At 53.6% G+C, this 13,926-nt stretch carries 14 protein-coding genes; 7 read left to right on the top strand and 7 right to left on the bottom strand.

Features of this window, described 5'->3' with window-relative positions:
• The first annotated feature begins 142 nt into the window (after positions 1 to 142).
• Both AYT24_RS08740 and tig read left to right on the top strand, forming a co-directional pair.
• Positions 143 to 1,447 carry a M16 family metallopeptidase gene (locus tag AYT24_RS08740; protein WP_226986805.1) on the top strand — a complete coding sequence of 435 codons (1,305 nt, stop codon included), beginning with the start codon at positions 143 to 145 and terminating at the stop codon, positions 1,445 to 1,447.
• A gap of 196 nt (positions 1,448 to 1,643) precedes the next feature.
• Entirely contained in the window at positions 1,644 to 2,924 is a 1,281-nt protein-coding gene (gene tig / locus AYT24_RS08745; protein ID WP_010933591.1) for a trigger factor, read from the top strand.
• A gap of 88 nt (positions 2,925 to 3,012) precedes the next feature.
• Here the strand turns inward: tig and acpS are convergent, their stop codons facing one another.
• Positions 3,013 to 3,366 carry a holo-ACP synthase gene (gene acpS, locus AYT24_RS08750; RefSeq protein WP_010933592.1) on the bottom strand — a complete coding sequence of 118 codons (354 nt, stop codon included), beginning with the start codon at positions 3,364 to 3,366 and terminating at the stop codon, positions 3,013 to 3,015.
• An 8-nt stretch (positions 3,367 to 3,374) separates the two neighbouring features.
• Complete coding sequence (nadC, locus tag AYT24_RS08755; RefSeq protein WP_164927121.1) at positions 3,375 to 4,268, bottom strand: carboxylating nicotinate-nucleotide diphosphorylase; 894 nt, start codon at positions 4,266 to 4,268, stop codon at positions 3,375 to 3,377.
• 217 nt (positions 4,269 to 4,485) lie between these two features.
• Between nadC and folB the strand changes: the two genes are divergently transcribed.
• Together folB and folK are read left to right on the top strand one after the other, a co-directional pair.
• Positions 4,486 to 4,866: a dihydroneopterin aldolase gene (gene folB / locus AYT24_RS08760; RefSeq protein ID WP_010933594.1), complete on the top strand. Its 381-nt coding sequence runs from the start codon at positions 4,486 to 4,488 to the stop codon at positions 4,864 to 4,866.
• A 3-nt stretch (positions 4,867 to 4,869) separates the two neighbouring features.
• On the top strand, positions 4,870 to 5,385 hold the full coding sequence (gene folK / locus AYT24_RS08765; protein WP_010933595.1) for a 2-amino-4-hydroxy-6-hydroxymethyldihydropteridine diphosphokinase: 516 nt from the start codon (positions 4,870 to 4,872) through the stop codon (positions 5,383 to 5,385).
• A gap of 79 nt (positions 5,386 to 5,464) precedes the next feature.
• Here the strand turns inward: folK and AYT24_RS08770 are convergent, their stop codons facing one another.
• From AYT24_RS08770 to AYT24_RS08790, 5 genes are all read right to left on the bottom strand, one after another.
• The gene (locus tag AYT24_RS08770) at positions 5,465 to 6,619 is read right to left on the bottom strand and encodes an ArsA family ATPase (RefSeq protein ID WP_010933596.1); all 1,155 of its coding nucleotides are present in this window, start codon (positions 6,617 to 6,619) and stop codon (positions 5,465 to 5,467) included.
• Between the two features lie 74 nt (positions 6,620 to 6,693).
• The gene (locus AYT24_RS08775) at positions 6,694 to 8,736 is read right to left on the bottom strand and encodes a hypothetical protein (protein ID WP_010933597.1); all 2,043 of its coding nucleotides are present in this window, start codon (positions 8,734 to 8,736) and stop codon (positions 6,694 to 6,696) included.
• A 253-nt stretch (positions 8,737 to 8,989) separates the two neighbouring features.
• Positions 8,990 to 9,229: a bacteriochlorophyll c-binding family protein gene (locus tag AYT24_RS08780; RefSeq protein ID WP_010933599.1), complete on the bottom strand. Its 240-nt coding sequence runs from the start codon at positions 9,227 to 9,229 to the stop codon at positions 8,990 to 8,992.
• Between the two features lie 154 nt (positions 9,230 to 9,383).
• Positions 9,384 to 9,803, bottom strand: coding sequence for a chlorosome protein C (locus tag AYT24_RS08785; protein WP_010933600.1), 420 nt, complete (start codon positions 9,801 to 9,803; stop codon positions 9,384 to 9,386).
• 121 nt (positions 9,804 to 9,924) lie between these two features.
• On the bottom strand, positions 9,925 to 11,142 hold the full coding sequence (locus tag AYT24_RS08790; protein ID WP_010933602.1) for a TRC40/GET3/ArsA family transport-energizing ATPase: 1,218 nt from the start codon (positions 11,140 to 11,142) through the stop codon (positions 9,925 to 9,927).
• Positions 11,143 to 11,466: 324 nt separating this feature from the next.
• Here AYT24_RS08790 and AYT24_RS08795 point away from each other — a divergent pair, with 324 nt between their 5' ends.
• The 3 genes from AYT24_RS08795 (at position 11,467) to holA (ending at position 13,897) form a co-directional block, all read left to right on the top strand.
• A complete protein-coding gene (locus tag AYT24_RS08795) occupies positions 11,467 to 12,261 on the top strand; it encodes a dihydroorotate dehydrogenase electron transfer subunit (RefSeq protein ID WP_010933603.1) in 795 nt (264 codons plus the stop codon).
• 81 nt (positions 12,262 to 12,342) lie between these two features.
• Positions 12,343 to 12,831, top strand: a complete 489-nt coding sequence (locus tag AYT24_RS08800; protein ID WP_010933604.1) for a single-stranded DNA-binding protein — start codon at positions 12,343 to 12,345, stop codon at positions 12,829 to 12,831.
• A gap of 25 nt (positions 12,832 to 12,856) precedes the next feature.
• Positions 12,857 to 13,897 carry a DNA polymerase III subunit delta gene (holA, locus tag AYT24_RS08805; RefSeq protein ID WP_010933605.1) on the top strand — a complete coding sequence of 347 codons (1,041 nt, stop codon included), beginning with the start codon at positions 12,857 to 12,859 and terminating at the stop codon, positions 13,895 to 13,897.
• Positions 13,898 to 13,926: the final 29 nt, after the last annotated feature.

Here is a 13,926-nt window from a genome sequence, read left to right on the forward strand (position 1 = left end):
TTTGGTTCTCCGTCCGCTTGTGGCGGCACGGGAGATACCGCGGAACCGGCTGGAGCGCAATCCATGCAGATGCGGCCCAGAGCCAATTTGTGCTTAATAATAAGAAGAATAACTTACATTGCACCCAAATCCATCCGCAATCGTGAGAAAAAATATCGTATCGCCCTCCATCGGCAACGCCACACACCCTGCAGAACGCCTCTCAACCGGCATTGTCGAAAGTGGAACCCTTCCCAACGGCCTGCGCATCGTCAGCAATCAGGTGCCCTGGATTCACAGCGTCACGCTTGGCTTGTGGATCAACGCCGGTTCGCGCGAAGATCCCGAAGGATTCGAGGGTATGGCCCATTTCATCGAACACGCACTTTTCAAGGGCACGCAAAAGCGTGACTACGTCGAGATTGCCCGCTGCGTCGAAGAAACCGGTGGCTATATCGACGCCTGGACCACCAAGGAGCAGACCTGCCTGTGCGTCAGGTGCCTCCGGGAGCATCTGCATCTGGCTTTTGACCTGCTCGCCGATCTCTGCTGTAATCCGGTTTTTCCGCCCGACGAGATCGAGAAAGAAAAAGAGGTGGTGCTCGAAGAGATCGCCAGTGTGAACGACACCCCGGAAGAGCTGATCTTCGAGGATTTCGACCGCCGCGCCTTTTCCCGGCATCCCCTCGGCACAGCGATTCTCGGCACCGAAGAGAGCGTCGAAAGGCTCACCGGCAAAGAGATCAGAGACTTCATGCGCCGCCACTACGTGCCATCGAAAATGCTCGTCACCGCCATCGGCAACATCGAGCACGATGCAGTGACCGGGCTGGCGGAATCGTTTTGGGGCCACCTGAAGGACTCGCCGCAGGAAGATTCGGTGAGGCGGCTGTTCGATCTATCGGCGTACAGGCCATTTACAAAAACGCTGAAAAAAAGTGTCTTCCAGTCGCAGATTCTGCTCGGCACGATCTTCCCGCGAGACGACCGTCGCTTCTGGGGACTGATGGTGCTGAACGCCATGCTGTCGAGCGGCATGAGTTCGATCCTGAACCTCGAACTGCGCGAGAAGCGCGGACTGGTCTATCAGGCGTACTCTTCGGTCTCTTTCTACGACGAGGTCACTGAATTCAATGTTTATGCGGGCACCGACAAGGGCAAAACCTCGAAAACCCTCGACACGATCGCCGAACTCCTGACCGGCAACGTGCTGAAGGAACCCGATCCCTTCGAACTCGCGGCAGCCAAATCGAAGATGCTCGGTTCGATGATCCTCGGCATGGAAAAGATGACCCGGCGCATGTCGCACATAGCGCAGGATATGTTCTATTTCGGGCGATACCTTTCACCTTCTGAAAAGGCTGGAATGATTGATGGGGTGACGGCTGAAGATGTGGCGGTGGCTGCCGCCGCACTCGGCATCCCCGAGCAAATATCGACTCTGGTCTACAAGCCCGGCGGCAGGTAACTTTCGGCACTTGACGACGAAGTGTGGCCACGTTGAACGAAGTACGGAAAAACCCGTTGAACGATCCGTTTTAAAAAAGCCTGAAAAAATAGTATAATTCAGGCTTTAAAATTTCAGGGATACTCTCTGTACCGATCCACGCTTTCCGGCTCACCGGAAACGGAGAGACCCGCAACTTAACCGGTCACGAAAAGCCTTGCAAAAGAATATCACGAATGTCAGCGAAATCGCGCAGGAACTTGAAATTATTCTGACTGCCGAAGAGTACCAGCCCGAATATGACCAGCAGCTCGAAGAAGCGCGCAAGTCCGTCAGAATTAAAGGCTTCAGGCAGGGGCACGTGCCCGTGGGCATGCTCAAGCGCATTATCGGACCCTCCATCGAGGCCGAGGTTGCCGAGAAGATGGCCTCGAAGTATTTCGCAGCCATCGCCGAGGAGGAGAAGATCAACCCAGCCAGCCGCGCCCAGATCGAGAGCTACAACTACGAGGATGGCAAACTGACCATCAAAATTTCTTACGAAATCCACCCCGAATTCGAGTTGAAGGATTTCAGCGAATACACCTTCACACAGGCAGAATACACCATCTCCGACGAGGATGTCGATCGTGAAATCAAACTGATCCTGCGTGGTCACGGCACCATGGTAACCAGCGAAGATGCTGCAGCCGAGGGCGACACGGTCATCGGCGACGTTACGAAGCTTGACGCCGATGGTGCTGACATTGAAGGCTCGAAGAATGAAAACCACCATTTCAACCTCGAATACCTCCCGGCTGACAACCCGTTCCGCATGGCCCTCGAAGGCAAGAAAGCCGGGGATGTGGTCGATGTCACCGTCAAGCCAAAGGAAGAGGGCGGCGAAACGAACCGCTTCCGCATCGAAATCAAAGAGGTCAAACACCTCGAACTGCCCGAACTGGACGACGAACTGGTCAAGGAGATCAGCCAGCAGCGCTTCGAGAAGGTCGAGGACTTCAGAAACGACATCCGTTTGCAGCTCCAGGCACATTTCTCCGACAAATCCGAGTATGATCTGCTCGAAGCCATTTCGTCAAAGCTTATCGAAGAGCATCCGGTGCCCACGCCAAGCGCCATGGTGGCCCATTTCCAAAATATACTGCTCGAAAACGCCAAGCGCCAGGTTGGCGGCCAGTTCCCTAAAGGCTTTGACGAGAGAGAGTTCTTCAACGCCATGAAGCCGAATGCTGAAAAGCACGCCCGCTGGCTTCTGATCAGCCAGAAGATCGCCAAAGAGAACAATCTTGAGGTAACTGACGAGGATATCAAGGCATTTGCCGAAAAAGAGGCAGAAAAGGAACCGTCACTGACTGTGGATCAGCTTCTCAACACCTACCTGTCCACCGAGTTCAAGGACTACATCATCGACACGATCCTGAAAGAGAAAATCTACGATGTGATCAAATCGAAGGTGACCATCACCAAAGAAGCTACACCGGTTCCGGCGCACAACTGAAGTAATCGAAAAATAAGGCTTTCTGAAGCAAAAAGGCTCATCGACTGATGAGCCTTTTTTTATGCGCGACGGGGAAATTGCCGGATGCTCAGCGCGGCTCAAAGAGCGCCATCGCCACTGCGGAGTAGCGGTCGTGGGAGATTGAAATACTGACTCTACCGGAAAAGGAGGGCGCGTAAACGCTCACACAGGGTTTGCCCGTCTCGTCGTTCAACACCTCGATGGAGTGCCAGGTCAGGCCTTTGGCGATGCCAGTACCGAGAGCTTTCGAAACAGCCTCTTTGGCTGCAAAACGTCCGGCAAGGCTCGCCACGGGATCGGGTTTGGAAAGGCACTGGGCCATCTCGGCCGAGGTCAGAATTTTCTTCATGAAGGCCTCTCCGAAACGGTCATAACTCGAACGGATACGAGCTATCTCGACGATGTCAACCCCGATCTCCATCGACGGGATCAGGCACGTTCGATCTTCATGGACATATCGAGCGCCTTGACGCTATGAGTCAGCTCGCCGATTGAAATAAAATCGACGCCGGTCATGGCGACTTCGGAAACATTGTGCAGACCGATGTTTCCCGACGCTTCAAGCAGAATGTTGCCAAAACCGTTCGCCTTGATCCAGCGCACCGCTTCGGCCAGGTCATCAACCATGAAGTTGTCGAGAAGAATCATGTCCGGGCGGCTGGCACAGGCGCGAACCAGCTCGGAGATGCTGCGGACTTCAGTTTCAATCTTCGCTGAAACCCCCTGCTCCTGGCAATATGCCTTCGCCCGTCTTATGGCCTCCTCCACACTTCCGGCAGCATCAATGTGATTGTCCTTGATCAGGATCATATCGAAAAGCCCAAAGCGGTGATTGGTCCCGCCCCCGATCCGGACGGCTTCCTTGTCGTAATAACGCAGAGCTGGCGCTGTCTTCCGGGTATCGAGAATAGATGCGTTGGTGTGGCTGACCCGTTCGACATACATGTTCGTGCGGGTGGCGATGCCGGACATGCGCTGCATGAAATTGAGCGCCGTACGTTCACCAATCAGAATCGAGGCTATACGTCCCTTTACCTCGAGCACTCGTTCTCCAGGATAAACCCTCTTGCCATCCTTGACGTACGCCGTGAATTCAAGCGCGGCATCCAGTGACTGGAACACCTGTCTGGCGACCTCCACTCCGGCAATGATCCCTTCAGATTTGACCTCGATGTAACCAAGACCAAGCTGATTCTGATCGACAGTCGCCTCGGTAGTGATATCCCCCTGGAAACGGTCCTCTTCGAGTGCAAGTTGCATGGCCTTCAACCTGCATGTCTCAAAAAACTCCCTGAACGCATGATTGGTTCTTTTTTCTGCCATAACTGCCAAATCAGAAAGAGGTTAGAGGAATCCGGAAAACGCTCTGAGAACGTTAAATCCTTCTCATGCAAGGTAATACTTTTTTGGTATTCGCAATGTCTCACGGTACACGCCATTGCCATTTATACCGGCTGTCAGGAACCGTTTTGCAATGAAGTTGCGAATAGGTTACATTCTTGCAGATTCCTCCTGAATACTGATCTCTCGCCGCGCGACCATGAAGCTTCATCATCGTTCCTGTATCAGGCTTGTCAACGCCGTTTTTTACGCCCGGCACGGTGTCCACGAAGAGGAACGCCGTCTTGGCGGACGGTATGAGGTCGATGCCGAGCTTTTTTTTGACAGCACTGAGGCCGCCGCTGCCGATGATCTCTTGAAAACCATCGATTACGGGCAGGCATATACCATCATCAGCGAGGTTATGATTGCTGGTGAACCGGCGGCACTCATCGAGACGCTGGCCGCAAGAGCCGCCGCAAGGCTGATTGAGGAGCTGGCCCTCGCGGAGAAAGTCACCGTGAAGGTGCGCAAGCGAGCGCTGCCTCTCGGCGGGCTGTGCGATTATGCTGAAGCCGAACACGTGATTGAAAGGCACTGAACAATGGCGCCAGTTACCGCCTATATCGGCATCGGCTCGAATGTCGGAGACCGGCTCGGCTACCTTCAGCAGGCCGTTGACCACCTTGCACAACTGCCTGGCATGAGGGTGAGCGGAGCCTCACGGGTGTATATGACCGAGCCGTTCGGTGATCCCAACCAGGAACGCTATTTCAACGCCGTCATTGCAGTGCAGACATCGCTCGATCCGACTGACCTTCGCACCCGCTGCAAAGCAATCGAGCATGACCTGGGCCGCCCCGACCGGTACCAGCGCTGGAGTCCGAGAACCATCGATCTCGATATCCTGCTCTACAGCGATCTCTGCATCGAAAGCGATCTGCTCGTTATTCCTCATGCCGAGATGCACCACCGGAAATTCGTCCTTATACCACTGCTCGACCTCGCCAATCCGGTTCACCCCCGCCTGCGCCACTCCATCGCCGAGCTACTGAAAAGCTGCGAAGATCACTCGGTTCCTGTACGACTGGTGCAAGAGTTGAAGATCAGGCCGACCTGACTGACCCGGCTGATCTTCCAATAAAAAAAGCGGACCACCGTGAAGTAGCCCGCTTTTATATTAAAACCTCGCTTTCCGCTCAGTTCGCGAAAGTGATATTCAGTGTACCCTGTTCGAAATCGGCACCTTCGGTTTTGCGGCCTACCAGCACGTTGGGCAGCACGATGCTCTTACGGAAGTTGTTGATATCGACGAGCAGCTCGTCACCCTTGATGTTCACCGCGAGCTTGTCCACCTCAACGTTCGGCAGATAGAGGCTCAGTACGTACTTGCCGTTGATCTTTTCAAGCGTCTGGGTCTTGTCGTTGCTGTAGAGCACCTCCATCGGATTACGGCCACTGAAAAGCTCCTGGCTCAGGTCATACAGCCTGTCAGTACTGATAACCTCCTTGGAGGACTGCATCGCCCTGAAAATCGGCACCGGATAGAAGCAGTTGTCGATCACGCGGAGATACTTTGCCTGTTGATCGATCAGAGCCTGGAGGTAGGGATCGCTAGAGTTCGAAGGCAGCACCTTGTTGACAACCGCCGCGTCGAGCTTGTACCCAAAAAGGTTGAGATAGGTCTGAACGCGCAAAGCTTCTTTGATGACCATGTTCTCCGGATTAAGCACCACCCTGAAAGTGGTGATGCTCTTGTCCTGCAACATGCCGTGCAGCTCCTTCATGTGCTCGTTGACCTCGGGCATGAGCTTGAAGATGTTCTTCTTCGGCATGAAGCGGCTCAGAAGCGGCGCGGCAAAGCCGATCGCCTTGGAGTGCCAGCCGCCGATCTTCTCGGAGTACCAGCCGTAAGACTCGGGCATACCGAGCAGGCGCATCGTTTCGCCGGTCGGAGCGGCATCGACCACGACGGCGTCGTACTTCCCGGATTTTGCGGCTTTCCAGATGTAGCGAAGGCTGATCATCTCCTCCATGCCGGGCACGATGGCCAGCTCTTCGGCGACGATTTCATTTGTACCGTCGTGCATGAGAATCGAGGAGAAATAGGAGTACAGTTCGGTCCAGTTTTCCCTGATTTCAGCAAGAATGTTCACCTCCATGGCAAAGAGATTTTTCTCGACCTCCACAGGAGTCGAACTCAACTCGACGCCAAACGCATCGGCCAGGCTATGGGCGACATCAGTGCTCATGATCAGCACGCGCTTGCCACTGCGAGCGATCGCCGTCGCGGTGGAAGCAGATACGGTGGTCTTACCCACTCCACCTTTGCCCAAATAAAGGATGATTCTCATGGTGTTGAAAAACTATAGTGTAAACTTGACTGTAAACTGAATGCTTGCTTCCCTCAGGCTTATCACCGTCAGACTTATCTGCCGCGCCGTTTGCCGTGACTGACTTTCCCGGAAGAATGCCGGACCTGTTCAGGCTTTTTCTCGATAACCGGCTCGCTGACCGGCTCCTTGACCGGCTCACTAACCGCTCTGCGAACCGGAATGTCGGACTCAATGATCATATATTCTTGTGATATACTGGAACCTTCCATCTCCTCTATTTCGCCAAGGGCTGAAAAGATAACCTCTTCAGAGATATCGATCTCTTCTTCCGGCTCAGCCTCGATTTGGCTCGCCTTCTGAACAGGCACCTCCAGTTGTGGCTCAGGCTCAAGCATGGATTTGATTTCCAATTCAGGTGATACCACCGGCAGTTCCGGCTCAGTTTCAGTTTTGATCTGAATCTTTTTTCTGGTTGGCTCTTCTGGTTCAGCTTTAACTATAGGTTCGCTCTCTTGCTCGACGTCCGCCTTAATCTGGATTTTCTTTCTCCGGAGAGGCTCTGGCTCAGACGGCTCTTCACTGGAAACGCTTCCCGGAACTTCGCCAGACAACGCAGATGTAACCGCACTGCGTGATGCTTCGTCGTAATCCATCAGTTTCCGGGCAATATCCGCCTCCGCGCCACTGCCCTCTTCGGCTTTGATCGCGATCTTCTTGCGACGAATCCCGGAACCATTTTCAGTGCTTACGGCTGATGATGCTTCGACTGGAGCAGGTGACGGTGCCTCACGCTCGGGCTCGTCGTAACTCATCAGCTTCCGGGCGATCTCGTTGTCGTCCTCCATTTTGATTGAAAGCTTCTTGCGACGCCCACCCGGTTCCGCGCCTGAATCGCTGTCATCCGGAACGCTGCTGCGGGAAACTGGTGGACGACTCTCGCGGGAAGTGATCGGCTCGTCATTGCCTGCGAATAAATCAGCACCAGTATGATTGTCATCATCTTTGATGCTGATCTTCTTGCGGCGAATCGTCGAACCGTCCTCATCCGGCTCCTCATCGACAAACGGCGATTTCCGCTCCTTCGCAGTGCTACGCTCCTCTCGAGGTGACTCGTTCGCCGGTGGCCTCGAACTCTTTTTTCCACCGCCGCTGCCGAAACCGGTCATCTTGATGATTTTGCTGAGAGAACCAAGCACCCCGTCGTTGGCTACAGCGGTTTTGATTGCGTTCATGACGAAACGCTCGGCCATAGGATTGCCTGCGATATTGGAGAGAAGCTCGTTCAGGGCGTTCAGCACCGTGGCCATGTCTCCAGGCACATGCTGCAAATCTTTCATCACCTGGTCACGCATCTTGAACGGAGCATCGCCAACCATATTCTTGATCTGTTCGGCAATCCGTTTCAGTGATGCGGGATCAGCCGGCAACATCGACTCCAGACCACGCATGGCATCCTGCGACCCCATGGAACGGGGACTCGCCCCGCCAGTGCCCGAAGGCTGGTACGGCGGATAAGGCATTTGCGGTTGCTCATAACCAGCAGACGCACGATACTGTTCGAGCAGATCCTGCCCATAGCCAATACCAGCGTCAGGCGTGGGAGCCTGCGGAGTATCGAGCTGAAGAGCGATCTGTCTCGGCGGGCAGAGCGTCCTTGCTGCCTGAAAAATCCTGTCCGCAGTATCCTGGGGAATTTCCTGACGGTAATTGATACCGAGATAATCCTCGATAATCGATTCGACGAGAGTCTGAAGCCTGACGATTGTATCGGCCTCACGAATCTCGACCATGTCGAAAATCACGTAGATCGGCTCCTTGCCTTCACGACGGATCTTGAGATTCATGGTCGCGAAAGCGCTGTCCTTATTGCGGCTGTTGACCGAAACAGCACCAAGGCTGAACCGGTCAAGAAAGTCTTTCGAAGCTCCTCGCGCCCAGAGGTAGAGGGCCTTGTCGGTATAGATCAGATAATCCTGATACACGATGTTGCCCACCCGTTCCTGATGAGACTCGTAAAACACCCCGTCAAAAAAAGCGATGGGAGTTTCACCCTTGCCTATCAACCGCTTCTGGAAAAACTCGGAGACGTCATCCAGCTCTGTCTGTCCTGAGATATAGAGAGAAATATTAGCCATTTACCGCTTCCGGTCACGTTACCTGTAATACCCGTTCATCATCGATGGAATACCGAACAACTAAAATATGAAAACAAAAATAAATTACGTAACAAAGAGACAGAAAAGCAGGGTATGACGGCCAGCGGCAGCCAGCAGCAGAAAAGGCGGAAAGCGGCAACAAAGGAGGAATTGCGAAGGAAAGCTTGTAAACAAAAAAGCAGTGAAGGCGGAAAACCTGTCACTGCTTCTGAAAACCGGCTGAACGGTTTGCTTATTTGGCAAACTTCGATTCAACTTCTTTGGTAGGAACGGCATAGCCGGATACCTCGGGGGAAGAACCACGAAGGCTGCCACCACCCATGGAACCATAAGCATTACGGTTGATCCTCATGGTGCCTTTGCCCAGCGAGTCAAAAAGCATACCGACGGTTTCCCAGTGACCTTCGACCATAACCTCGAAAATACGGCCTGCGGCGGCTAAAATGTCGGTAAAGACGCCTCCTCCACTCATAACTCCTCCTTTTGGAATTTAATTGACGGAAAAAACAAAAATTAAAATTGAGACTCTAAGACAAAAATAATCGAATAAACGAAAAAACACAAATAAAAGATTTCATGGGCCAACCGCCTCTATGCCTTGGCGATGGCCGCCGGGGAAAACGGCCTTACTTGTTTCCGGTTGTTTTCTGGAATGAGCCAGCAATGTTCTTAACTGCCTCAGACGCCGAAACCCCTACATCACCAACCGCTTTTGCCGCGTTGCTGGTCGCGTTTTCGACATTCCTCACTGCATCGTTGTACAGCTCACCTGCCGAACGGGACACGTCCTTCACGGTAATCGCAACGCGATCAATGGTTTCCCCAACAACTCCGCCCGAACCACCAAGTATATTGGTGATACCAGATGCATCGATCAAAGAACCAACTGTTCCCGTAACCGTTTCTACAACCCTGCCAGCGACCTCAAGCCCGCCAACGATGGCGCTCTGACCGGTCAGGAGCAGGCTTTCCGCAAGAAAGGTCAGCCTGTCGGTAAAATCAAGTTCCTTGAAGTCCTTACGAAGTTTCTGATACGATTCTGACATGGTACTTCTCCTTTTTGCCGACGGCCGGTGCAGCCACCGGTTACTGGTTTTATGGTGAAATTTACATCTACTTAAACCTAATAAAAAAATCAGCCATGCTCAAACAGAACCAAGCCACGCGTTATGCCTTGTTATACTCCCTCGTGCGGTGATGCTGCCCCTGCTTTTCGAGATCAAACGGAATATGGAGCCACTTGTCCTTGAAAACGGCATCGCCGGGTTCCAGACCAGTCAGACTGACCGGCAGAGTGATGATCTTACGCTGGTTACCGATCTGCACAAACAACTCATCACCAGTCACCCACACGTCGATATCGACAGGGTTGGCAAACATAAGCTTGAGCTGAACTTCATACACGTCTCCTTGGCGGACAAACTTGATCGGCGGTTCGTCATACATCATACCGGACGGATCGGTATCGCCGTAGATGTCATGCGCGAAGACCTCCAGCGACTTCACGCCAACGATCTCCTGATCATACATTTTCAGCTTTTTGACTGGCAGCGGAGAGAATCCCTCTTCGATCTCACCGAGATATTTTTGTTGGATACCTTTCCACTTTTCAAGGTAACCGCTGTTCTCTTGCGCGTCGAGAAGTTTGTTGACCAGTACCATATCGACCTTGAAACCATAGAGGTTCAGGTAGGTCAAGGCGCGCATGGTCTCCTTGATTGACATCTTCTCAGCATTCATCACCAATCTGACGGTTGACTTGACGTTGTCAGTCAGAATCTCGCGGATATCTTCGAGCTCGTCGAACACCTGATCAACCGACTCGATGGCGTCTTCCGGAGGAATGTAGTAAGCAATCTTGTCCGACATCTTGGAAAGCGGTTTGCTGAGCGGACGGACAATGTATTTGTTGACGTTTTTGACCGCCTTCATGCCCCACGAAAGAGTATCGGGCAATGAGAGCAGGCGAAGGGTTTCACCGGTCGGCGCCGTATCAAGCACAAGCGCATCGTAGAGACCGGCGGATTTGTAGCGTTTGATGCGGAGCAGAGAAAAAAGCTCCTCCATGCCGGGAAGAATCGTCATTTCATCGGCCATGACGCCGGAGACGCCCTGGGCCATGAAAATACGGGTATAGTACTTCTGTACAGAATGCCAGTTCTGCTTGAGGTCAACATAGGGGTTCACCTCGATGGCGTGAAGGTTTTCCTTGATCTTGGTCGGCTCGGCGCCAAGCTGAATGTTGAACGAATCGGAAAGACTGTGGGCGGGGTCGGTGGAAAGCACGAGGGTGCGGTGACCCATTTCGGAAAGACGAACTGCCGTGGCGGCCGAGACGCTTGTCTTGCCCACACCACCCTTGCCAGTAAAAGTTAATATTCGCATGAACCAGGCATTGGAAGTTTATTGTACAGCCAAGATCGTTAAGATATACTTCTCACATCATTCTGCAAAGGAACATTCACCACATCGCACATGCAGAGCCCTACCGCACTGCGACACAGCAACGTATTCCCGAACTTCGCGAATTATTATATGATTTTTTTTCAATCGCTTATCTTGATTAAGACAAGTGTTGGCCGGGGATACTCATTTGCAAAATCCCGACAGGGACTCTTAATTATTGTCAAATACTTTTCAAAAGCGGGACGGCTGTAGACCAAAATTGCTCCGCTCGTCTGAAAACCGCAATCCGAAACGCTCGCACCCATGCTTCAAACCAGCGCTATTTCCGACGTCAGAACCCGCATTTCAGCCATCCGGCCTGCTGGAGCTGGCGTTTCGATCCTGTCGATGCCGTGCCCCAAAATCGCCGCTGCCGCAAAGCCGGGCAACTTCGTCAATATCAAGATCAACGCCGCCGATCAGCCGCTGCTCAGGCGTCCCTTCTGTATCCATAACGTGCAGGGCGACATCATCGATGTCATGGTCAAGAACGTCGGAAGAGGCACCGCGCTGCTCTGCGAAGCATCCTGCGGAGAGAGCCTCTTGGTGCTCGGCCCACTCGGCAACTCTTTCGGCACCGGCACCGGAGATTTCGATACCGCCCTGCTGGTATCCGGCGGCATTGGCACCGCGCCGATGCTGTTCCTCGAAAAAACACTGGCCGCAGCTGGCATTCCATTCCATCACCTGGTGGGTGGCCGGAGCCGTTCCGATCTCCTGACCACCAGCCTGTCCAACGTCAGCACCGCCACCGACGACGGCTCCGAAGGGTTTCACGGCAATGTCGTCCAGCTGCTCGAAAAATATCTGACTGAACAAACGGACGCCGGACGGGTCAAGGTGTTCGCCTGCGGCCCCAATCCGATGCTCAAGGCGCTCGCCAGCTTCTGCCGTGCTCGCGCCTTTCCGTGCGAGCTGTCGCTCGAGTCGATCATGGGTTGCGGCGTCGGTATCTGCTACGGCTGCATGGTCGAACTCAGCAACGCCGATGGGGAAAAGGAGAGCATTCTGCTTTGCCGAGAAGGGCCCGTCATCGACGGCAACCGATTCACCACCTGACTTGAACAATAACAAATAATCATGTAGCTTGTTGTGGGCGAAACCAACAACAAGAAAATTGCATAAATCCCGCACCATACTATGGCAAGAGGCTTGAACAAAGTAATGCTGATCGGTCACCTTGGTAACGATCCTGAACGCCGCGAAACCGCATCGGGCCAGTCCGTCGTCAATTTCACCCTTGCAACCAGCGAGGGCTTCAAGGACAGCAGTGGCAACCTCCAGGAGCGCACCGAATGGCACCGGATCGTCGCGTGGGGAAAGCTGGCCGACATTTGCAGCCAGTACCTCAAGAAAGGACGTCAGGTTTATATCGAAGGGCGCTTGCAAACGCGCTCATGGGATGACAACAAGACTGGTGACAAGAAATACGCGACGGAAATCGTGTGCACCGATATGCAGATGCTCGGAGCAAAAGATTCCGGCGGCGGCACGAGCGACGCTTCTTATTCGCAGAATCGCCCATCTTACTCGCGTCCGTCGAGGCCGGAACCATCTTCCGGCAATTACGGCGCAAGCCCATCATCTGGCGGAGCACAGGAGTTTGAAAAAGACGACTTGCCTTTCTGACCAGAATTTCCGGCACTGACCCCGCATGGCTGACCTGAAAAAACAGATTGCCTCAGGCAAAATCGCCCCTGTCTATTTTTTTCAGGGTCCGGAAAGCTGGCTCAAGGAGGAGATTGAAACGCAACTGAAGGCGGCCATTTTCCCTTCGGAAAACGAGGCTGCCCTCAACACGCTTGTCCTGTACGGGCCAGACCTCACCCTCGGCCAGATCGTTTCAGCGGCCTCAGAATACCCGATGTTCACCGAAAAGAAGCTGGTCGTCGTCCGCCAGTTCGACAAGCTGAAAAAGGTGACCGACAAAACGGAAAGCCAGCGGCAGGAGAAGTCGCTCCTGAGCTATCTTTCCGATCCGCCGTCATTTACCGTGCTGGTGCTCGATGCAGACGAGATCGAAAAAACGGAGCTTGAAAAAGCCCCGTACAAACATCTCAAAGCGTTTCGCCATGACTTCGGGGCGATCAAAAATGCGGAGATCTTCGCCGCTGAAAGAGCCCGGGAAGCGGGATGGGAGTTCGAGCCGGAAGCCCTGAAAACATTCTCGGGATACATCGAGCCATCATCGAGGCTGATCTGCCAGGAGATCGAGAAGCTCACGCTCTACGCCTCGAACAAACGCCCCGAACGGCGCATCACCCTCGACGACGTCTGCGACTGCGTCGGCATCTCTCGAAAATATAATGTCTTCGAGCTTGAAAAAGCACTGGTCAGCAAGAACCTCCGGCAGTGTAGCGGCATCGCTTTGATGATCATGGAGCAGGAGGGGCAGAAAGAGGGGCTCATGAACATCGTGCGCTACCTGACCACCTTTTTCCTGCGGATATGGAAGCTCCAGACACCGGGCGCACAGCAACTCTCCCTTCAGGAAACAGCAGCGATGCTCGGCATGTACGGACGCCAGGAGTATTTCGCCAAAAACTTCATCGGCTACGCCCGCCAGTTCAGCGCCGCCGAAACCGAAAATGCCATTCTCGCCCTGCGTGACGCCGATGCCGCCCTCAAAGGCATTATTCCCTCGCCCGACGACAGATTCACCCTGCTCAAACTGATGCAGCAACTCTTCAATTGAGGAAAACAGCAGCGGCTTGAGTGAACAGC

It is taken from the genome of Chlorobaculum tepidum TLS (genome assembly GCF_000006985.1).
Taxonomy (GTDB): Bacteria; Bacteroidota; Chlorobiia; order Chlorobiales; family Chlorobiaceae; genus Chlorobaculum; species Chlorobaculum tepidum.

Bases quoted from the DNA above. Each gene is read 5' to 3' on its own strand.
- acpS (WP_010933592.1), bottom strand. From the start codon at position 3,366: ATGGAGATCGGGGTTGACATCGTCGAGATAGCTCGTATCCGTTCGAGT.
- nadC (WP_164927121.1), bottom strand. From the start codon at position 4,268: ATGGCAGAAAAAAGAACCAATCATGCGTTCAGGGAGTTTTTTGAGACA.
- folB (WP_010933594.1), top strand. From the start codon at position 4,486: ATGAAGCTTCATCATCGTTCCTGTATCAGGCTTGTCAACGCCGTTTTT.
- folK (WP_010933595.1), top strand. From the start codon at position 4,870: ATGGCGCCAGTTACCGCCTATATCGGCATCGGCTCGAATGTCGGAGAC.
- AYT24_RS08770 (WP_010933596.1), bottom strand. From the start codon at position 6,619: ATGAGAATCATCCTTTATTTGGGCAAAGGTGGAGTGGGTAAGACCACC.
- AYT24_RS08775 (WP_010933597.1), bottom strand. From the start codon at position 8,736: ATGGCTAATATTTCTCTCTATATCTCAGGACAGACAGAGCTGGATGAC.
- AYT24_RS08780 (WP_010933599.1), bottom strand. From the start codon at position 9,229: ATGAGTGGAGGAGGCGTCTTTACCGACATTTTAGCCGCCGCAGGCCGT.
- AYT24_RS08785 (WP_010933600.1), bottom strand. From the start codon at position 9,803: ATGTCAGAATCGTATCAGAAACTTCGTAAGGACTTCAAGGAACTTGAT.
- AYT24_RS08790 (WP_010933602.1), bottom strand. From the start codon at position 11,142: ATGCGAATATTAACTTTTACTGGCAAGGGTGGTGTGGGCAAGACAAGC.
- AYT24_RS08795 (WP_010933603.1), top strand. From the start codon at position 11,467: ATGCTTCAAACCAGCGCTATTTCCGACGTCAGAACCCGCATTTCAGCC.
- AYT24_RS08800 (WP_010933604.1), top strand. From the start codon at position 12,343: ATGGCAAGAGGCTTGAACAAAGTAATGCTGATCGGTCACCTTGGTAAC.
- holA (WP_010933605.1), top strand. From the start codon at position 12,857: ATGGCTGACCTGAAAAAACAGATTGCCTCAGGCAAAATCGCCCCTGTC.